The 16,550-nt window shown below is 71.9% G+C and carries 26 protein-coding genes and 1 pseudogene; 6 read left to right on the forward strand and 21 right to left on the reverse strand.

The genetic code is table 11. The features are described from left to right. From rpmD to rpsJ, 20 genes and pseudogenes are all read right to left on the reverse strand, one after another. Positions 1 to 183, reverse strand: coding sequence for a 50S ribosomal protein L30 (gene rpmD, locus FE634_RS16745; protein ID WP_134766958.1), 183 nt, complete (start codon positions 181 to 183; stop codon positions 1 to 3). Further along, positions 183 to 820: pseudogene (gene rpsE, locus FE634_RS16750) on the reverse strand (30S ribosomal protein S5). The gene rpmD and the pseudogene rpsE overlap by 1 nt, the downstream one beginning before the upstream one ends. Before the next feature lie 33 nt (positions 821 to 853). Further along, positions 854 to 1,237: a 50S ribosomal protein L18 gene (gene rplR / locus FE634_RS16755; RefSeq protein ID WP_137295631.1), complete on the reverse strand. Its 384-nt coding sequence runs from the start codon at positions 1,235 to 1,237 to the stop codon at positions 854 to 856. Positions 1,238 to 1,240: 3 nt separating this feature from the next. Further along, positions 1,241 to 1,783: a 50S ribosomal protein L6 gene (gene rplF / locus FE634_RS16760; RefSeq protein WP_134766955.1), complete on the reverse strand. Its 543-nt coding sequence runs from the start codon at positions 1,781 to 1,783 to the stop codon at positions 1,241 to 1,243. 38 nt (positions 1,784 to 1,821) lie between these two features. Continuing rightward, positions 1,822 to 2,223, reverse strand: a complete 402-nt coding sequence (gene rpsH, locus FE634_RS16765) for a 30S ribosomal protein S8 (RefSeq protein ID WP_134766954.1) — start codon at positions 2,221 to 2,223, stop codon at positions 1,822 to 1,824. A gap of 72 nt (positions 2,224 to 2,295) precedes the next feature. After that, on the reverse strand, positions 2,296 to 2,481 hold the full coding sequence (locus tag FE634_RS16770; RefSeq protein ID WP_010831721.1) for a type Z 30S ribosomal protein S14: 186 nt from the start codon (positions 2,479 to 2,481) through the stop codon (positions 2,296 to 2,298). A 1-nt stretch (position 2,482) separates the two neighbouring features. Continuing rightward, positions 2,483 to 3,055 carry a 50S ribosomal protein L5 gene (rplE, locus tag FE634_RS16775; protein WP_137295630.1) on the reverse strand — a complete coding sequence of 191 codons (573 nt, stop codon included), beginning with the start codon at positions 3,053 to 3,055 and terminating at the stop codon, positions 2,483 to 2,485. Between the two features lies 1 nt (position 3,056). Continuing rightward, positions 3,057 to 3,428 (reverse strand): 50S ribosomal protein L24, encoded by a 372-nt coding sequence (gene rplX / locus FE634_RS16780; protein WP_209020658.1) that lies wholly within the window; start codon positions 3,426 to 3,428, stop codon positions 3,057 to 3,059. Beyond that, positions 3,428 to 3,796 (reverse strand): 50S ribosomal protein L14, encoded by a 369-nt coding sequence (gene rplN / locus FE634_RS16785; protein WP_134766952.1) that lies wholly within the window; start codon positions 3,794 to 3,796, stop codon positions 3,428 to 3,430. Before rplN ends, rplX begins: the two co-directional genes overlap by 1 nt. Positions 3,797 to 3,896: 100 nt before the next feature. Then, entirely contained in the window at positions 3,897 to 4,181 is a 285-nt protein-coding gene (gene rpsQ, locus FE634_RS16790) for a 30S ribosomal protein S17 (RefSeq protein WP_137295629.1), read from the reverse strand. Next, positions 4,178 to 4,420 carry a 50S ribosomal protein L29 gene (gene rpmC / locus FE634_RS16795; protein WP_134766950.1) on the reverse strand — a complete coding sequence of 81 codons (243 nt, stop codon included), beginning with the start codon at positions 4,418 to 4,420 and terminating at the stop codon, positions 4,178 to 4,180. The genes rpsQ and rpmC overlap by 4 nt, the downstream gene beginning before the upstream one ends. Then, positions 4,420 to 4,839 carry a 50S ribosomal protein L16 gene (gene rplP, locus FE634_RS16800; protein WP_134766949.1) on the reverse strand — a complete coding sequence of 140 codons (420 nt, stop codon included), beginning with the start codon at positions 4,837 to 4,839 and terminating at the stop codon, positions 4,420 to 4,422. The genes rpmC and rplP overlap by 1 nt, the downstream gene beginning before the upstream one ends. Before the next feature lie 3 nt (positions 4,840 to 4,842). Next, positions 4,843 to 5,682, reverse strand: a complete 840-nt coding sequence (rpsC, locus tag FE634_RS16805; protein ID WP_137295628.1) for a 30S ribosomal protein S3 — start codon at positions 5,680 to 5,682, stop codon at positions 4,843 to 4,845. Next, positions 5,682 to 6,101 (reverse strand): 50S ribosomal protein L22, encoded by a 420-nt coding sequence (gene rplV / locus FE634_RS16810; protein WP_138876544.1) that lies wholly within the window; start codon positions 6,099 to 6,101, stop codon positions 5,682 to 5,684. The genes rpsC and rplV overlap by 1 nt, the downstream gene beginning before the upstream one ends. Continuing rightward, positions 6,101 to 6,382 (reverse strand): 30S ribosomal protein S19, encoded by a 282-nt coding sequence (gene rpsS / locus FE634_RS16815; RefSeq protein ID WP_134766946.1) that lies wholly within the window; start codon positions 6,380 to 6,382, stop codon positions 6,101 to 6,103. Before rpsS ends, rplV begins: the two co-directional genes overlap by 1 nt. A gap of 15 nt (positions 6,383 to 6,397) precedes the next feature. Beyond that, complete coding sequence (gene rplB / locus FE634_RS16820) at positions 6,398 to 7,234, reverse strand: 50S ribosomal protein L2 (RefSeq protein WP_137295626.1); 837 nt, start codon at positions 7,232 to 7,234, stop codon at positions 6,398 to 6,400. A gap of 22 nt (positions 7,235 to 7,256) precedes the next feature. Continuing rightward, entirely contained in the window at positions 7,257 to 7,559 is a 303-nt protein-coding gene (gene rplW / locus FE634_RS16825; RefSeq protein WP_134766944.1) for a 50S ribosomal protein L23, read from the reverse strand. Continuing rightward, positions 7,556 to 8,209, reverse strand: a complete 654-nt coding sequence (gene rplD / locus FE634_RS16830; protein ID WP_138876545.1) for a 50S ribosomal protein L4 — start codon at positions 8,207 to 8,209, stop codon at positions 7,556 to 7,558. Before rplD ends, rplW begins: the two co-directional genes overlap by 4 nt. Positions 8,210 to 8,211: 2 nt before the next feature. After that, positions 8,212 to 8,868 (reverse strand): 50S ribosomal protein L3, encoded by a 657-nt coding sequence (rplC, locus tag FE634_RS16835; protein ID WP_137295624.1) that lies wholly within the window; start codon positions 8,866 to 8,868, stop codon positions 8,212 to 8,214. A 16-nt stretch (positions 8,869 to 8,884) separates the two neighbouring features. Further along, the gene (gene rpsJ / locus FE634_RS16840; RefSeq protein WP_008360994.1) at positions 8,885 to 9,193 is read right to left on the reverse strand and encodes a 30S ribosomal protein S10; all 309 of its coding nucleotides are present in this window, start codon (positions 9,191 to 9,193) and stop codon (positions 8,885 to 8,887) included. Positions 9,194 to 10,321: 1,128 nt separating this feature from the next. Between rpsJ and FE634_RS16845 the strand changes: the two genes are divergently transcribed. The 6 genes from FE634_RS16845 (at position 10,322) to FE634_RS16870 (ending at position 15,863) form a co-directional block, all read left to right on the forward strand. After that, on the forward strand, positions 10,322 to 10,852 hold the full coding sequence (locus tag FE634_RS16845) for a hypothetical protein (protein ID WP_148240793.1): 531 nt from the start codon (positions 10,322 to 10,324) through the stop codon (positions 10,850 to 10,852). After that, complete coding sequence (locus FE634_RS16850; protein ID WP_138876548.1) at positions 10,849 to 11,481, forward strand: DUF4129 domain-containing protein; 633 nt, start codon at positions 10,849 to 10,851, stop codon at positions 11,479 to 11,481. The genes FE634_RS16845 and FE634_RS16850 overlap by 4 nt, the downstream gene beginning before the upstream one ends. Next, positions 11,478 to 12,602, forward strand: coding sequence for a DUF4350 domain-containing protein (locus FE634_RS16855; RefSeq protein WP_148240794.1), 1,125 nt, complete (start codon positions 11,478 to 11,480; stop codon positions 12,600 to 12,602). The genes FE634_RS16850 and FE634_RS16855 overlap by 4 nt, the downstream gene beginning before the upstream one ends. Further along, a complete protein-coding gene (locus tag FE634_RS16860) occupies positions 12,599 to 13,597 on the forward strand; it encodes an AAA family ATPase (protein WP_138876551.1) in 999 nt (332 codons plus the stop codon). The genes FE634_RS16855 and FE634_RS16860 overlap by 4 nt, the downstream gene beginning before the upstream one ends. A 3-nt stretch (positions 13,598 to 13,600) precedes the next feature. After that, positions 13,601 to 14,893 carry a DUF58 domain-containing protein gene (locus FE634_RS16865; RefSeq protein WP_138876552.1) on the forward strand — a complete coding sequence of 431 codons (1,293 nt, stop codon included), beginning with the start codon at positions 13,601 to 13,603 and terminating at the stop codon, positions 14,891 to 14,893. An 82-nt stretch (positions 14,894 to 14,975) separates the two neighbouring features. After that, positions 14,976 to 15,863: an SGNH/GDSL hydrolase family protein gene (locus tag FE634_RS16870; protein ID WP_138876553.1), complete on the forward strand. Its 888-nt coding sequence runs from the start codon at positions 14,976 to 14,978 to the stop codon at positions 15,861 to 15,863. 59 nt (positions 15,864 to 15,922) lie between these two features. On the opposite strand, the gene FE634_RS16875 is transcribed toward FE634_RS16870, so the two are convergent. After that, positions 15,923 to 16,528 carry a TetR family transcriptional regulator gene (locus tag FE634_RS16875; RefSeq protein WP_138876554.1) on the reverse strand — a complete coding sequence of 202 codons (606 nt, stop codon included), beginning with the start codon at positions 16,526 to 16,528 and terminating at the stop codon, positions 15,923 to 15,925. Positions 16,529 to 16,550 lie beyond the last annotated feature (22 nt).

The raw sequence follows: 16,550 nt of genomic DNA on the forward strand, positions 1-16,550 counted from the left end.
TCACTCGACCTCCTCGACCGTCACCAGGTGACGGACGGTGTGGACCATGCCCCGGATCTCCGGACGGTCCTCCTTGACGACCACGTCACCGATGCGCTTGAGGCCCAGCGAGCGAACGGTCTCGCGCTGGTTGGCCTTGCACCCGATGGTGGACTTGTTCTGCTGGATCTTGAGCTGCGCCATCAGTGGCTCACCCCTGCGGCGGCGGCGTCGGCCGCCTCCTGCTTGCCCTCGGCCTGGGCCTTGAGCAGCGCCGCCGGGGCGACGTGCTCGACCGGCAGGCCACGGCGGGCCGCGACGGCCTCGGGCTGCTCGAGCATGCGCAGCGCCTCGACGGTCGCGTGCACGATGTTGATCTGGTTCGACGAGCCGAGCGACTTGCTCAGGACGTCGTGGATGCCGGCGCACTCGAGGACCGCGCGCACGGGGCCACCGGCGATGACGCCGGTACCGGGCGAGGCCGGACGCAGGAAGACGACGCCAGCCGCCTTCTCGCCCTGCACCGGGTGAGGGATGGTGCCCTGGATCCGGGGAACCCGGAAGAAGGCCTTCTTGGCCTCCTCGACGCGCCCTTGGCGATCGCCGCGGGCACCTCCTTGGCCTTGCCGTAGCCGACGCCGACCATGCCGTCACCGTCACCGACGACGACGAGGGCGGTGAAGCTGAAGCGCCGACCACCCTTGACGACCTTGGCGACACGGTTGATGGCGACGACGCGCTCGAGGTACTGGCTCTTCTCAGCGCCCTGGCCACGACCACCGTCGCGCCCACGGCCCTGACGGTCGCCGCCACCGCGCTGTCCGCGCTGCGGTCCACTCATGAGTCTCTACTCCCTGTAGGTGTTGGTCGCTGGCTAGAACGTGAGTCCGCCGGAGCGGGCCCCGTCAGCCAGGGCCGCGATCCGGCCGTGGTACTTGTTGCCGGCGCGGTCGAAGACCACGGCGTCGACGCCCTGGGCCTTGGCGCGCTCGGCCACGAGCTCACCGACCCGGGTCGCCTTGGCGGTCTTGTCGCCGTCGAGGGACCGGAGGTCGGCCTCCATGGTGGAGGCGGACACGAGGGTCTTGCCCACCAGGTCGTCGACGACCTGGACGGTGATGTGCTTGGTCGAACGCGTCACGACCAGGCGCGGGCGCTCGTCGGTGCCGCTGATCCGCTTGCGACCGCGGACCTGACGCTTGAGCCGCGACTGCAGCCGCTTGGAGGCGTGCTTCTGCTGCTTGATCTTGATGGCCATGTGCTACTTACCAGCCTTTCCGACCTTGCGGCGGATGTGCTCGCCGGAGTACCGGACACCCTTGCCCTTGTAGGGCTCGGGCTTGCGAAGCTTGCGGATGTTGGCGGCGATCTCGCCGACCAGCTGCTTGTCGATGCCCACCACGCCGAGCTTGGTGGGGCTCTCGACGGTGAAGGTGATGCCCTCGGGGGCGTCGAAGATGATCGGGTGCGAGTAGCCGAGCTGGAACTCCAGCTGGGTCGGGCCCTTCGACAGGACGCGGTAGCCGACGCCGACGATCTCGAGCTTCTTCTCGTAGCCGTCGGTGACGCCCACGACCATGTTGTTGACCAGCGTGCGGGTCAGGCCGTGGAGGGACTTGCTGATGCGCTCGTCGTCGGGGCGCTTGACGTCGAGGACGCCGTCGTCACCCTTCTCGACCACGATCGGTGCGGCGACGGTGTGCGACAGGGTGCCCTTGGGGCCCTTGACGGTCACGAGCGGGCCGTTGATAGCCACGTCGACACCGGACGGGACCGCGACGGGGAGCTTGCCAATACGCGACATGCTGTTCGTTCTCCTTTTCGGTCAGTCGTTGGTGCCGGTCACCAGACGTAGGCGAGGACTTCTCCGCCCACGCCCTTCTGGTTGGCCTGGCGGTCGGTGAGCAGGCCCTGGCTGGTCGAGATGATCGCGACGCCGAGTCCGCCGAGCACCTTGGGCAGGCCGGTGTGCTTGGCGTAGACGCGCAGGCCGGGCTTGCTGATGCGGCGGACGCCGGCGAGCGAGCGCTCGCGGTTGCGGCCGTACTTGAGGGTGATCGTCAGCGTCTGGCCGGGGCCCTCGTTGTCGGTCACGTCGAAGGAGGCGATGTAGCCCTCCTGCTTGAGGATCTCCGCGACGCCCTGCTTGAGCTTGCTGTAGGGCATGGAGACCTCGTCGTGGAACGCCTGGTTGGCGTTGCGCAGACGCGTGAGCATGTCTGCGATCGGGTCAGTCATCGTCATGGAAGCGTGTTCTCTCTCTTCTGTGGTTTCCCGCGGTGCGGCGGGACCTTCAGCGGTTGGTGGTGGTGAGGTTCACCAGGAGGACTTGGTGACGCCGGGCAGCTCGCCGCGGTGAGCCATCTCGCGCAGGCAGATGCGGCACAGGCCGAACTTCCTGTAGACGGCCTTCGGGCGGCCGCAGCGCTGGCAGCGGGTGTAGCCGCGGACGGCGAACTTCGGCTTGCGCGCGGCCTTGACCTTGAGCGAGGTCTTCGCCATGTCAGTTCTCCTTGAAGGGGAAGCCGAGCTGCTTGAGCAGCGCGCGACCCTGGTCGTTGGTGGTGGCCGTCGTGACGATGGTGATGTCCATGCCGCGCTGGCGGTCGACCTTGTCCTGGTCGATCTCGTGGAACATGACCTGCTCGGTGAGGCCGAAGGTGTAGTTGCCGTTGCCGTCGAACTGGCCCGGGTTCAGACCGCGGAAGTCGCGGATGCGCGGGAGCGCCAGCGACAGGAGGCGGTCGAGGAACTCCCACATGCGGTCGCCGCGCAGCGTGACGTGGCAGCCGATCGGCATGCCCTCGCGCAGCTTGAACTGGGCGATCGACTTGCGGGCCTTGGTGACGGCCGGCTTCTGACCGGTGATCGCGGTGAGGTCGCGGATGGCGCCCTCGATCAGCTTCGAGTCGCGCGCGGCCTCGCCGACGCCCATGTTGACGACGATCTTGACCAGGCCGGGGACCTGCATGACGTTCGCGATCTCGAACTCCGACTTGAGCGCCGGGAGGATCTCCTCGCGGTAGCGCGTCTTGAGACGCGGGGTGACCTTCTCGGCCACTGCTCCCTCAGTCATTTCAGATCTCCTTGCCGGTCTTGCGCGAGATGCGGACGCTGCGCTCGCCGAGGTAGGTCGACCCGTCGGGGCGACGCTTGGTGACCTCGTCGCGGCGGAAGCCGATGCGGGTGACGCCGTCACCGTCGACGAGCATGACGTTCGAGACGTGGATCGGGGCCTCGACGGTGATGATGCCGCCGGTGTTGCCGCCGCGACCGCCCTGGTTGACGACCTTGGTGTGCCGCTTGACGCGGTTGACACCCTCGACGATCACGCGGTCCTCCTCGCGGAGCACCTTGATGACCTTGCCCTCGGCGCCCTTGTCCTTGCCTGCGATCACCTTGACGGTGTCGCCCTTCTTGATGTTGATCTTGCCGACCTTCTTGGTCATCACAGCACCTCCGGGGCGAGCGAGATGATCTTCATGAAGCGCTTCTCGCGCAGCTCGCGGCCGACGGGGCCGAAGATGCGCGTGCCGCGCGGCTCGCCGTCGGTCTTGAGGATGACGGCGGCGTTCTCGTCGAAGCGGATGTAGGAACCGTCGGCGCGACGGCGCTCCTTGACGGTCCGGACGATGACGGCCTTGACGACGTCGCCCTTCTTGACGTTGCCACCGGGGATCGCGTCCTTGACGGTGGCGACGATGACGTCACCGATGCCGGCGTAGCGGCGACCCGAGCCTCCGAGCACGCGGATGCAGAGGATCTCCTTGGCACCCGTGTTGTCGGCGACCTTGAGTCGCGACTCCTGCTGAATCACTGTTTCTCTCCTTGTCGAGCTGGTTCTCGCCCGTCCCCCGCCGGGGCGGGGCGGATCGAGCCTGGCCGAACGGTGTTGTTAGGGCCGAAAAGTTCGGGGACTACTTGGCCTTCTCGAGGACCTGGACGAGGCGCCAACGCTTGGTGGCCGACAGCGGACGGGTCTCCATGATCAGGACCCGGTCGCCGGTGCCGCACTCGTTGTTCTCGTCGTGGGCCTTGAGCCGGCTGGTGCGGCGCATGACCTTGCCGTAGAGCGCGTGCTTGACGCGGTCCTCGACCTCGACCACGACGGTCTTGTCCATCTTGTCGCTGACGACGAGACCCTCGCGGGTCTTGCGGGCGTTGCGGCCCTCGGTCGCCGGGGTGCTGGTGCTGTCGCTCATGCGGTTGCCTCGTCCTTCGTGCCCGGGGCGGTCCGGATGCCGAGCTCGCGCTCGCGCACCACGGTGTAGATCCGGGCGATGTCCTTCTTGACCGTGCGGAGCCGACCGTGGCTCTCGAGCTGGCCGGTCGCGGCCTGGAAGCGGAGGTTGAACAGCTCCTCCTTCGACTCGCGCAGCTTCGACTCGAGGTCGACGTCGTTGAGCTCGTCGAGCTCGTGGGCCTTCGTGTCGCGGCTCATCAGAACTCACCGGCCTCTCGGGTGATGAAGCGGCACTTCATGGGGAGCTTGTGGATCGCGCGGCGCATGGCCTCGCGAGCGGTCTCCTCGTCGACTCCGGAGAGCTCGAACATGACACGGCCGGGCTTGACGTTGGCGATCCACCACTCGGGCGAGCCCTTGCCGGAACCCATGCGGGTCTCGGCGGGCTTCTTGGTGAGCGGACGATCGGGGTAGATGTTGATCCAGACCTTGCCACCACGCTTGATGTGGCGGGTCATCGCGATACGGGCCGACTCGATCTGCCGGTTGGTCACGTAGTGACCCTCGATCGCCTGGATGCCGAAGTCACCGAAGGCCAGCGTCGTGCCACCCTTCGCCGATCCACGGCGGTTGGGGTGGTGCTGCTTGCGGTGCTTGACGCGGCGAGGCATCAGCATGGGTCAGCCCTCCTGACCGGGGGTCTCGGCCGACGGCGTCGCCAGGGCGGTGTTGCCGCCGGCGGGAGCCTCGGTGGTGTCGGGTGCGTCGGTGCGGTCGCTGCGCGTCGGGCGGGTGCCACGGCTCGGGCGCTCGCCACCACGCTGCGGGCGGTTGCTGCCGCCGCGGCCGGGGACGCCGGCGCGGGCTGCGGCCTGGGCCTGGCGCTCGGCACGGGTGCCGGCGACCTCGCCCTTGTAGATCCAGACCTTCACGCCGATGCGACCGAAGGTGGTCTTGGCCTCGTAGAAGCCGTAGTCGATGTCGGCACGCAGCGTGTGCAGCGGGACGCGACCCTCGCGGTAGAACTCGGTGCGCGACATCTCGGCACCGTTGAGCCGACCCGAGCACTGGATCCGGATGCCCTTGGCACCCGAGCGCATCGTGGTCTGCATCGCCTTGCGCATCGCGCGGCGGAACTGCACGCGGCCGGCGAGCTGCTCGGCGACTCCCTGGGCGACGAGCTGGGCGTCCATCTCCGGGGCCTTGACCTCGAGGATGTTCAGCTGGACCTGCTTGCCGGTCAGCTTCTCGAGCTCGCCACGGATCCGGTCGGCCTCGGCGCCGCGGCGACCGATGACGATGCCCGGGCGGGCGGTGTGGATGTCGACGCGCACGCGGTCACGGGTGCGCTCGATCTCGACCTTGGAGATGCCGGCCCGCTCCATGCCCTTGGAGAGCAGCTTGCGGATCGCGACGTCCTCGCCGACGTAGGCCTTGTAGAGCTTGTCGGCGTACCAGCGGGACTTGTGGTCGGTGCTGATGCCGAGGCGGAAGCCGTTCGGGTTGATCTTCTGGCCCATCAGGCACTCCTTCCGTTCTTCAGAGCCAACGCGGGCTGGACGACGAGCGTGATGTGGCTGGTGCGCTTGTTGATCCGGGTCGCACGACCCTGCGCACGCGGCCGCCACCGCTTCATCGTGGGGCCCTCGTCGACCATGGCGACCGAGACGACGAGGTCGCCGGTGTCGAGGCCCTCGGTGGTCTCGGCGTTGGCGACGGCGCTCTCGAGGACCTTGTAGACGGTCTCGGAGGCGGCCTGCGGTGCGAACTGCAGCAGCGACAGGGCCTGGTCGACCGGGAGGCCGCGGACCATGTCGACGACACGGCGGGCCTTCATCGGGGTGATCCGCTGGAAGCGGGCACTCGCGAAGGCACCCGGCTGGTCACCCAGCAGGGAGTCGCGGCGCGCGCTGGTGCGGTGACGCTCGGTGGTAGACATCAGCGACGACGCCCCTTCCGGTCTTCCTTGACGTGCCCGCGGTAGGTGCGGGTGGGCGCGAACTCGCCCAGCTTGTGACCGACCATCGAGTCGGTGACGAAGACCGGGACGTGCTTGCGACCGTCGTGGACGGCGATCGTGTGCCCGATGAAGTCCGGGGTGATCATCGAACGACGCGACCAGGTCTTGATGACGTTGTGAGAGCCCTTGGCGTTCTCGGCGTCCACCTTCTTCTGAAGGTGGTCGTCGATGAACGGACCCTTCTTGAGGCTGCGAGGCATCTGTCTACTTCCCTATCAGCGCTTGTTCTTGCCGGACTTGCGCCGGCGGATGATCTGGGAGTCGCTCGCCTTGCGCTTGCGCGTGCGACCCTCGGGCTTGCCCCAGGGGGACACCGGGTGACGACCACCCGAGGTCTTGCCCTCGCCACCACCGTGCGGGTGGTCGACGGGGTTCATGACGACACCGCGGACGGTCGGGCGCTTGCCCTTCCACCGCATGCGGCCGGCCTTGCCCCAGTTGATGTTGGACTGCTCGGCGTTGCCGACCTCGCCCACCGTGGCGCGGCAGCGCACGTCGACGAAGCGCATCTCGCCCGAGGGCATGCGGACCGTGGCGCGCGAGCCCTCACGGGCGACGAGCTGGGCGCTGATGCCGGCGGAGCGGGCGATCTTGGCACCGCCGCCGGGGCGGAGCTCGATGCAGTGGATCGTCGTACCGACCGGGATGTTGCGCAGCGGCAGGTTGTTGCCGGGCTTGATGTCGGCCGTGGGGCCGGACTCCACGCGGGTGCCCTGGGTGAGGTCCTTCGGCGCGACGATGTAGCGCTTCTCGCCGTCGGAGTAGTGCAGCAGGGCGATGCGGGCGGTGCGGTTGGGGTCGTACTCGATGTGAGCGACCTTGGCCGGCACGCCGTCCTTGTCGTAGCGACGGAAGTCGATGATCCGGTAGGCACGCTTGTGGCCACCGCCCTGGTGGCGGGTGGTGATCCGGCCCTGGTTGTTGCGGCCGCCCTTCTTGGGCAGCGGACGCGTCAGGGACTTCTCGGGCGTGGTCCGGGTGATCTCGACGAAGTCGGCGACCGACGAGCCACGACGGCCCGGGGTGGTCGGCTTGTACTTGCGGATTGCCATGGGTATCTGGTCCTCTCGCCGCTCAGGCCTGGCCGGCGAAGATGTCGATGCGGTGGCCCTCGGCGAGGCTGACGATGGCGCGCTTGGTGTCCTTGCGCTTGCCGAGACCGGTCCGCGTGCGGCGGGTCTTGCCCGGGCGGTTCAGCGTGTTCACCGAGGTGACCTTGACGTTGAAGATCTTCTCGACCGCGATCTTGATCTCGGTCTTGTTGGCCTCGGGGTGCACCAGGAAGGTGTACTTGTTGGCGTCGAGGAGGCTGTAGCTCTTCTCGGACACGACCGGCGCGATCAGGATGTCGCGGTGGTCCTTGTGCAGGGTGCTCACTTGTCGTCCTCCTCGGTCTCGGTCACGACGGCCGACGTCGAGCTCGCGGCGCCCACGAAGGCGTCGTAGGAGCCCTGCGTGAAGACCACGTCGTCGGCGGCGAGCACGTCGTAGGTGTTGAGCTGGTCGACGGCGACGATGTGGACCTCGACCGCGTTGCGCAGCGAGAGCCAGGTGACGACGTCGGTGCGCTCGAGCACGACGAGGAAGCGCACGCGCGGGCTGAGCCCGGTGAGCGCGGCCAGGGCCGCCTTGGTCGAGGGGGCCTCGCCGGTGACGAGGGACTCGACGACGTGGATCCGCTCGTTGCGGGCCCGGTCGGAGAGCGCCCCGCGCAGGGCGGCGGCCTTCATCTTCTTGGGGGTGCGCTGGCTGTAGTCGCGCGGGTGCGGACCGTGGACGACGCCACCGCCGGCGAACTGCGGCGCGCGGGTCGAGCCCTGGCGGGCGCGGCCGGTGCCCTTCTGCTTGTAGGGCTTGCGGCCACCGCCGCGGACCTCGCCGCGACGCTTGGTCGAGTGCGTGCCCTGACGAGCGGCGGCCTGCTGCGCGACGACGACCTGGTGGATCAACGGGACGTTGACCTCGACGTCGAAGATGGCGGCGGGCAGCTCGGGGGTGACGACCTTGGCCGTGTTGTCGCTAGCCATGCTCAGGCCTCCTGCTTCTTGGCGGCCGAGCGGAGCATGATCAGTCCGCCCTTGGGGCCGGGGACGGCGCCCTTGACGAGGATCAGACCCTTCTCGACATCGACCGCGTGCACGGTGATGTTCTGGGTGGTGACCGTCTCGGTGCCCATGTGACCGGCCATCCGGGTGCCCTGGAAGACGCGACCGGGGGTCGCGCAGGCACCGATGGAACCCGGCTTGCGGTGGTTGCGGTGGGCACCGTGCGAGGCGCTCACGCCGTGGAAGCCGTGGCGCTTCATGACACCGGCGAACCCCTTGCCCTTGCTGGTGCCGGTGACGTCGATGACGTCGCCCGCGGCGAAGAGGTCGGCGGCCAGCTCCTGGCCCACGGTGTAGGCGGAGGCGTCGGCGGTGCGGATCTCGACGACGTGGCGGCGCGGCGTGGTGCCGGCCTTGTCGAAGTGCCCGGCCTGCGGCTTGGTGATCTTGCGACCCTCGATCTCGCCGTAGCCGACCTGGATGGCGTTGTAGCCGTCCGGCTCGGGCAGGCGCACCTGGGTGACGACGTTGGTGTTCGCCGCGATCACGGTCACGGGGACGACCTTGTTGTTCTCGTCCCAGAGCTGGGTCATGCCGAGCTTGGTGCCCAGCAGTCCCTTGACGTTGCGTTCAAAAGTCATGGCTGTCTCCCGCGACTCAGAGCTTGATCTCGATGTCGACGCCCGCCGGCAGGTCGAGACGCATCAGCGAGTCAACGGTCTTCGGCGTGGGGTCGATGATGTCGATCAGGCGCTTGTGGGTGCGCATCTCGAAGTGCTCGCGCGAGTCCTTGTACTTGTGGGGCGAGCGGATGACGCAGTACACGTTCTTCTCGGTCGGCAGCGGCACGGGGCCGGCGACCTTCGCACCCGTTCGGGTGACGGTGTCCACGATCTTGCGCGCCGAGGTGTCGATCACCTCGTGGTCATAGGCCTTGAGCCTGATGCGGATCTTCTGTCCCGCCATAGGTAGCTCGTCCTTCTCGCTCGTCCTGCGTGCTTGGGTGTCCTGGCTCCGGGTCCCACCCCCGCGGTCGGGCGTGTCGCCTGGGCCAGAAATCTGGATCCCACATGGCGAAGCGCTTCGACTGCTGAGGCTGTCGGCTGAATCGGGTCTCCTGGTGCGGTGCGGCCGTGTGTCTGCCACCACCACGTCACCGGGGGCGCTGCCCGCTGGGGGCCACGCTGGGAGACGCGATTCAGTAGTCAAGACAAGCCGCACCCCGGCAACCCGCCGGAGCAACCTGGATATCTTGGCAGACATCTCGGGTCGTACCAAATCCGACCCCGGGCGGCCGGCAAGGAGGCTCACCGGCGTGGCGTCGTCGGGGCCCCGCCCACCCCCGAGGCCGGGCGTGTCGCGGCTGGTGGCGGTGCGCCGACGCCGGCGGCGCCGGCCTCCTGACAGGATGTGCACCCGTCGACCCGTGACCCCGTCGAGGAGCCATGTCCGACCAGCAGTCCTACCCGCCCCCCGGTTCGCCCCCTCCCCCGGGCGCCCCGCCGCCGAACGAGCCCGCCGCCTTCCCCTGGGCCCAGCCGGCCGCCGCGCCGCCGGCCCAGCACGGCGGCCCGCCCGGCGCCGTGCCGCCGCCGGGCTGGCAGCCGGGGCCACCGGCCGGTCCGCAGCCGGGCTGGCCGGCCGGTCCGCAGCCGGGGTGGCAGCCGGCGCCCGGGATGCTCGGCGCCGCGCACAAGCCGGGAGCGATGCCCCTGCACCCGCTCTCCCTCGGCGCGATCTACGACGCGTCGTTCCGCATCATCCGGTTCAACCCCCGGGCGACAGTCGGCTCGGCCGTGCTCGTCGCGGCCGTCGCCATGGCGATCCCGGTGCTGCTCACCGCCGTGCTCACCTTCACCGTCGGCCTCACCCTCGACACCTCGGGCAGCGGCGAGATCAGCGACGCCGACCTGCTCGGCACGCTCGTCGCCTACGGGTCGGTCGGGCTGGCCTCGGTGCTGCAGAGCATCGGCATCATCTTCGTGACCGGGATGGTGGCCCACGTGACCCGGGCCGCGGCCGTCGGGCGCCGGCTCTCGCTGGGCGAGGCCTGGGCGGCGACCCACGGACGGCGCTGGCGGCTGGTCGGCCGTCGTGCTCGGGCTGGCCCTCACCGTGATCATCGCCGCCTACGTCGTGTTCTGGGTGCTCCTGGTCGTCCTCGCCGACGTCGTCGTGGTCGTCGTCGTCGTCGGGGTGCTGTCGGTGCCGTTCTTCCTGGCCCTGATGACCTGGTTCTGGATCCGGTGCTACTACCTGCCGGTGCCCGCCCTGATGCTGGAGCGGCTCGGCGTGTTCGCCAGCATCGGGCGCGGCTACCGGCTCACCCGCCACCAGTTCTGGCGCACCCTGGGCATCGCCCTGCTCACCGTCCTGGTCGCCGGGACCGCGGCCCAGGTGCTGAGCTTCCCGTTCTCGCTGGTGGCCCAGCTCGGCTCGCTGGCGGCCGGTGAGTACGGCGCGCTCGTCTTCGTCCTGGGCACCGCGATCGCCCAGGTGCTGTCGACGGCGTTCGTCGCCCCGTTCAGCGCCGCGGTGACCTCGGTGCAGTACCTCGACCAGCGGATGCGCAAGGAGGCCTTCGACGTCGAGCTGATGCGGGAGGCCGGGGTCCTCGACGCGTGACCTGGTCCACCGCGCTCGCCGACCGCGCCGCCGACCCGCCCCTCGACCCGTCGGCCGACGAGGCCCGCCGGCTGCTCCAGACCGAGCTCGCCAAGCCCGACTACTACGACGACGACCTGCTCCAGCGGCTGCTCGACTGGATCGACCGCCGCATCAGCGGGGCCATCGACGGCGCCAGCAGCGTGCCGCCGCTGACCTGGTTCGCGATCACCGTGCTCGTCGTCGGCCTCGTCGGCGGGGTCGCGCTGCTGCTCTCGCGGGCCCGCACCACCGCCCGGCGCCGCCCCGACCGCGCGGGCGGCGTCCTCACCGACGAGGTCGCGACCGCCACCGAGCTGCGGGCGCGCGCCGAGCGGGCGCTCGCCGAGGGCCGCCACGCCGAGGCGGTCGTCGACGGCTTCCGCGCGCTCGCTCGGCGCCAGGTCGAGCGCGGGCGCCTCGACGACTCCCCCGGCATCACCGCCCACGAGGTCGCCGCCGCGCTGGCGCTCGCCTTCCCCGACCGCCGCGACCGCACCACCGCGGGCGCCGACCTGTTCGACGCCGTGAGGTACGGCGAGCGCCCGGCCACGCGCGAGCATGCCGTCGCCGTCCTCGACCTCGACCGCGAGCTGGCGGGCACGCGGTGAGCGCCACCGTCGCCGCGGCGCGCCCCGGGCTCGCCCGCCGGCACCGCAGCACCCTGGTCGTCGCGGCCGCGCTGGTCGTGGCGGTGGCCGTGGTGCTGGTGCTGGGCACCGGCGACGACGGGCGCACCGCCCGCCTCGACCCCGACGGCTCCGGCGGCGAGGGTGCCCAGGCCGTCGCCCGGGTGCTCGACGACGAGGGCGTCGAGGTCGACGTCGTCCGCTCCGCCGACGCCCTCGACGAGGCCGACGTCGACGCCGGCACGACGGTCGTCGTCACCTCGGCCGAGCAGCTCGGCGCCAGCACGGTGGAGCGCCTCCTCGACCGGGCGCGCGACGCCCGGGTCGTCGTCCTCGAGCCGGGACCCGAGCTGCTCGACCTGCTGGGCACCGACGGGTCCACCACCCCCTTCGACGCCGGCGGCGCCGTCCCGGCCGGCTGCGACGACCCCCGCTACGCCGGGCTCGAGATCGAGGTCGACCGGGGCCTCGGCGTGCCCGGGGCGACGTCCTGCTTCGGCGGCGCCCTCGCCACGACCGACGACCTCGTGCTCCTCGGCGCCGGTGACCTGGTCACCAACGACCAGGTCACCCGGGCCGACAACGCCGCCGTCGCCCTGCGGCTGCTCGGCCAGAACGACCGCCTCGTCTGGTACGTCGCGTCCTACGACGACCTCGGCGGCGAGGACGGCGTCGACGTCTGGTCGCTGGTGCCCGACTGGATCCGTCCCGGCCTCGCCGTCGTCGTCCTCGCCGTGGTCGCCCTGATCCTCTGGCGCGGACGTCGTCTCGGGGCGCTGGCCACCGAGCCGGTGCCCGTGACGGTCCGCGCCATCGAGACCACCCGCAGCCGCGGCCGGCTCTACCGCCGCGCCGGCGACCGGGCGCACGCCGCCGGGGCGCTGCGCGCCGCCACCCGCTCCCGGGCGCGCGACCGGCTCGGGCTCGGCGCCGGCACCGACGAGGCCGCCCTGGTGCGCGACCTCGCCCGTCACGTCGGGCGGCCCGAGGCCGACCTCGCCGCCCTGGTCGGCTCCCAGGGCCCCGCGCCCGGCACCGACCGGGACCTGATCACCCTCGCCCACGCCCTGACCGCCCTCGAGGAAGAGGTACGCCGTTCATGACCGAGATGTCGCTCGACAAGCCCGACGGTCGCCCGGACCGCCCGGACGCCGACGCCCGCGCCCGCCTGGTCGCGGTGCGCCAGGAGGTCGCCAAGGCCGTCGTCGGCCAGGACGCCGCCGTCTCGGGCCTGCTGGTGGCGATGCTCTGCGGGGGGCACGTGCTGATGGAGGGCGTGCCCGGCACCGCGAAGACGCTGCTCGTGCGCACCCTCGCGGCGTCGCTGTCGGTGGAGACCCGGCGGGTGCAGTTCACCCCCGACCTGATGCCCGGCGACATCACCGGCTCGATGGTCATCGACTCGCACGCCGGTGAGCTGTCGTTCCGCGGCGGCCCGGTCTTCACCAACCTGCTGCTGGCCGACGAGATCAACCGGACGCCGCCCAAGACGCAGTCTGCGCTGCTCGAGGCGATGGAGGAGGGCCAGGTCTCCGTCGACGGCGTGACCCACCCGCTGCCGAAGCCGTTCCTCGTGGCCGCCACCCAGAACCCCGTGGAGTACGAGGGCACCTACCCCCTCCCCGAGGCGCAGCTCGACCGGTTCCTGCTCAAGGTCGTGCTGCCGGTGCCGGCCCGCGAGGCCGAGATCGAGATCCTCAACCGGCACGCCGCCGGGTTCGACCCGCGCGACGTCGCCGCGGCCGGCGTCCGTGCCGTCGCGGGGGCCGCCGACATCGAGGCCGGCCAGCGCGCCGTCCGCACGGTGCAGGCCAGCCCCGAGATGGCCGCCTACATCGTCGACATCGCGCGGGCCACGCGCGAGTCGCCGTCGCTGTCGCTGGGCGTCAGCCCGCGCGGGGCCACCGCCCTGCTGCGCGCCGCCCGCGCCTGGGCGTGGCTGTCGGGGCGCGACTTCGTCACCCCCGACGACGTCAAGGCCCTCGCCCACGCCACGCTCGTGCACCGGCTCGGGCTGCGTCCCGAGGCCGAGCTCGAGGGTGTCGACGTGGCCCAGGTGCTGGCCTCCGCGCTGGCCTCCGTCCCGGTCCCGCGGTAGCCCGTGGCGATCACCGGCCGCGTGCCGCTGCTCCTGCTGCTGGGCGTCGTGCCCGTCGTGCTGCGCCCGGCCGGCAGCACGGTGTGGCTGTGGCTGCTGCTCGTGGCCCTCCTCGGGCTGGCCGACTGGCTGCTCGCGCCGCGGCCGGCCGTGCTGGGGTTCGCGCGGCGCCCGACGCCCGCGGTCCGGATGAACCACCCCGCCGAGACGCTGCTGCTCGTCACCAACACCTCGGCCCGCCCGGTGCGCGGCGTCGTCCGCGACGCCTGGCAGCCGACGGCGGGGGCGAGCGGCAACCGCCACCGCGTCCGGCTCCCCCCCGGCGACCGCGCCGCACTGGTGACGCCGCTGCTGCCGCGACGCCGTGGCGACCTCCGCGCGTTCGGGGTGACGGTGCGGCTGCCCGGCCCGCTGGGCCTGGTCGCCCGGCAGCGCACCCTCGACGTGCCCGGCACGGTGCGCTCGCTGCCGCCGTTCGACTCCCGCAAGCACCTGCCGTCGCGGCTGGCCCGGCTGCGCGACCTCGACGGCCGCAGCGCGGTGCGCGTGCGCGGGCAGGGCACGGAGTTCGACTCGCTGCGCGAGTACGTGCGCGGCGACGACGTCCGCTCGATCGACTGGCGTGCCTCGGCCCGCAGCTCGAACGTCGTCGTGCGCACCTGGCAGCCCGAGCGCGACCGCCGGGTGGTGCTGGTGCTCGACACCTCGCGCACCTCGGCCGGCCGCGTCGACGACGTCCCCCGCCTCGACTCGGCGATGGACGCCGCCCTGCTGCTGGCCGCGCTCGCGGCCCGCGCCGGTGACCGGGTCGACCTCGTCGCCGGCGACCGGCGGGTCCGGGCCCGGCTGCGCTCGGCCGGCGGGCGCGAGGTCGCGGCCCGCCTGCAGGACGTGATGGCCGACCTCGAGCCGGTGATCGCCGAGGCCGACTGGGACGCGCTCGCGGGCGCCGTCCAGGGGCTCGGCCGGCAGCGGGCGCTGGTCGTGCTGCTGACGCCGCTGGAGCCCTCGGCGGTCGAGGAGGGCCTGCTCACCGTGCTGCCGACGCTGACCCGCCACCACCGCGTCGTCCTGGCCTCGGTGCGCGACCCCGAGCTCGACCGGCTCACCGCGGCGCGCGACACCCTCGAGGAGGTCTACGCCGCCGCCGCGGCCGAGCAGGCGCAGGAGCGGCGACGGCGCACGGCCGCGCTGCTGACCCGGCTCGGCGTCGACGTCGTGGACGCCGACGCCGAGCGGCTGCCGCCGGCGCTGGCCGACCACTACCTCGGGCTGAAGGCGCGCGGGCTGCTCTGACGCCGCCGCCCGGGGAGGGCGGCACCTACCCCTGAGCGAGCGGGGGCTGTCCGCGACAGCGTGTCGCGACTAGGGTCGCCCCATGCGCCGCCCGCTGCTGCTCCTCGCCGTCCTCGTGCTCACCGCGACCGGGCTGGTCGCGCCCACCGCGGCGACCACCGCACCCCGCGCCCCGGCGGTCGCGACCAGCCCGGCGCCGCCGCTGCGGTACGTCGCGCTCGGCGACTCCTACAGCGCGGCCTCCGGCGTGCTGCCGCCCGACCCGGCGGCGCCGCTGGTCTGCCTGCGCTCGGCGCGCAGCTACCCGCACGTCCTCGCCGCCCGCACCGGCGCCCGGTTCACCGACGTGACGTGCGGGGCCGCCGAGACCGGCGACTTCTTCGAGAGCCAGCACCCCGGCGTCCCGCCCCAGCTCGACGCGCTCTCGCGGCGCACCGACCTGGTGACGATGACGATCGGGGGCAACGACAGCGGCGTCTTCATCGGCGCGATCCTGGCGTGCGGGGTCGCGGGGGTCTCGAGCCTGGGCCGGGGCAACCCGTGCGAGCAGCAGCACGGCGACTCCTTCGAGCAGACCGTGCGCGACACGACCTACCCGTCGCTGGTGCGGGCGCTGCGGGCGGTCCACCGTCGCGCGCCGAGCGCCCGGGTGGCGATCCTGGGCTACCCGTGGATCGTGCCGCGCCGCGACGGCTGCTTCGCGCAGATGCCGATCGCCCGCGGCGACGTCCCGTACCTGCGCAGCCTCCAGCGCACCCTCAACGACGCCGTGCGCCGCGCCGCCCGCGCCACCGGGTCGACCTACGTCGACCTGAACCGCGCCTCGGACGGGCACGACGCGTGCCAGCCGATCGGCACCCGCTGGGTCGAGCCGATCCTGCTGGGCACCAACCCGGTCGTCGTCCACCCCAACGCGCGCGGCGAGCGGGCGATGGCCCGCCAGGTCGTGCGGCGCCTGCGCCTGCGCTGATCCCCCCGCCGTCCCGCGCGGGCGTCCGCGCCGACGGGGACGCCGGGGGGACACCGGCGTCAGCCGCCGGGGCGGCGCACCACCAGGCAGGCCTGCGCGTAGGTCTCGAGCAGGTCGACGGCACGGCCGGCCTCCCGGGCCTCGGCCCAGCGGTCGAGCGAGACGCGGACCGCGACCCCGGCCGTCTCGACGACCAGGCGCGGCTCCAGGTCGTCGTCGGCGCCGACGAGTCGGACCAGGCGCACCACCAGGGCGTCGAGGCGCTCCTCGTCGACCGCGGCCGCCGCCAGCCGCAGCGCGGGCTCGGCACGCATCAGCCGGCGCACCCGGAGCAGCAGCCGGCCGGCCTCGCTGCGTCCGTCGTCGAGGGCGAGCAGCACCTCGCGCCACACCTCCTCGAGCTGGTCGAGCAGCGGGCGGTCGGCGCGCAGGTCGGCGAGCATCGCCTCGACGCGCTCGTCGAGCTCGACGTGCGGCACCAGCGCCGCGCGCTCCTTGGAGGGGAAGTAGCGGAAGAACGTGCGCGGCGAGATCCCGGCGGCGCGCGCGATGTCGTCGACGGTGGTGCCGTCGACCCCGCCGACCTCGAACAGGTCGAGGGCCGCGTCACCGATCTCCCGCTCGGTCTGGCGGCGACGCCGCTCGCGCAGCGCGATCTCGGTCATCGACCGAGCATAGGGGAACAAC

This window comes from Nocardioides sp. S-1144, assembly GCF_005954645.2.
Classification (GTDB): Bacteria; Actinomycetota; Actinomycetes; order Propionibacteriales; family Nocardioidaceae; genus Nocardioides; species Nocardioides dongxiaopingii.

Bases quoted from the DNA above. Each gene is read 5' to 3' on its own strand.
- rpmD (WP_134766958.1), bottom strand. From the start codon at position 183: ATGGCGCAGCTCAAGATCCAGCAGAACAAGTCCACCATCGGGTGCAAG.
- rplR (WP_137295631.1), bottom strand. From the start codon at position 1,237: ATGGCCATCAAGATCAAGCAGCAGAAGCACGCCTCCAAGCGGCTGCAG.
- rplF (WP_134766955.1), bottom strand. From the start codon at position 1,783: ATGTCGCGTATTGGCAAGCTCCCCGTCGCGGTCCCGTCCGGTGTCGAC.
- rpsH (WP_134766954.1), bottom strand. From the start codon at position 2,223: ATGACGATGACTGACCCGATCGCAGACATGCTCACGCGTCTGCGCAAC.
- FE634_RS16770 (WP_010831721.1), bottom strand. From the start codon at position 2,481: ATGGCGAAGACCTCGCTCAAGGTCAAGGCCGCGCGCAAGCCGAAGTTC.
- rplE (WP_137295630.1), bottom strand. From the start codon at position 3,055: ATGACTGAGGGAGCAGTGGCCGAGAAGGTCACCCCGCGTCTCAAGACG.
- rplX (WP_209020658.1), bottom strand. From the start codon at position 3,428: ATGACCAAGAAGGTCGGCAAGATCAACATCAAGAAGGGCGACACCGTC.
- rpsQ (WP_137295629.1), bottom strand. From the start codon at position 4,181: ATGAGCGACAGCACCAGCACCCCGGCGACCGAGGGCCGCAACGCCCGC.
- rpmC (WP_134766950.1), bottom strand. From the start codon at position 4,420: ATGAGCCGCGACACGAAGGCCCACGAGCTCGACGAGCTCAACGACGTC.
- rplP (WP_134766949.1), bottom strand. From the start codon at position 4,839: ATGCTGATGCCTCGCCGCGTCAAGCACCGCAAGCAGCACCACCCCAAC.
- rpsC (WP_137295628.1), bottom strand. From the start codon at position 5,682: ATGGGCCAGAAGATCAACCCGAACGGCTTCCGCCTCGGCATCAGCACC.
- rplV (WP_138876544.1), bottom strand. From the start codon at position 6,101: ATGTCTACCACCGAGCGTCACCGCACCAGCGCGCGCCGCGACTCCCTG.
- rpsS (WP_134766946.1), bottom strand. From the start codon at position 6,382: ATGCCTCGCAGCCTCAAGAAGGGTCCGTTCATCGACGACCACCTTCAG.
- rplB (WP_137295626.1), bottom strand. From the start codon at position 7,234: ATGGCAATCCGCAAGTACAAGCCGACCACCCCGGGCCGTCGTGGCTCG.
- rplD (WP_138876545.1), bottom strand. From the start codon at position 8,209: ATGGCTAGCGACAACACGGCCAAGGTCGTCACCCCCGAGCTGCCCGCC.
- rplC (WP_137295624.1), bottom strand. From the start codon at position 8,868: ATGACTTTTGAACGCAACGTCAAGGGACTGCTGGGCACCAAGCTCGGC.
- rpsJ (WP_008360994.1), bottom strand. From the start codon at position 9,193: ATGGCGGGACAGAAGATCCGCATCAGGCTCAAGGCCTATGACCACGAG.
- FE634_RS16860 (WP_138876551.1), top strand. From the start codon at position 12,599: ATGACCGAGATGTCGCTCGACAAGCCCGACGGTCGCCCGGACCGCCCG.
- FE634_RS16870 (WP_138876553.1), top strand. From the start codon at position 14,976: ATGCGCCGCCCGCTGCTGCTCCTCGCCGTCCTCGTGCTCACCGCGACC.
- FE634_RS16875 (WP_138876554.1), bottom strand. From the start codon at position 16,528: ATGACCGAGATCGCGCTGCGCGAGCGGCGTCGCCGCCAGACCGAGCGG.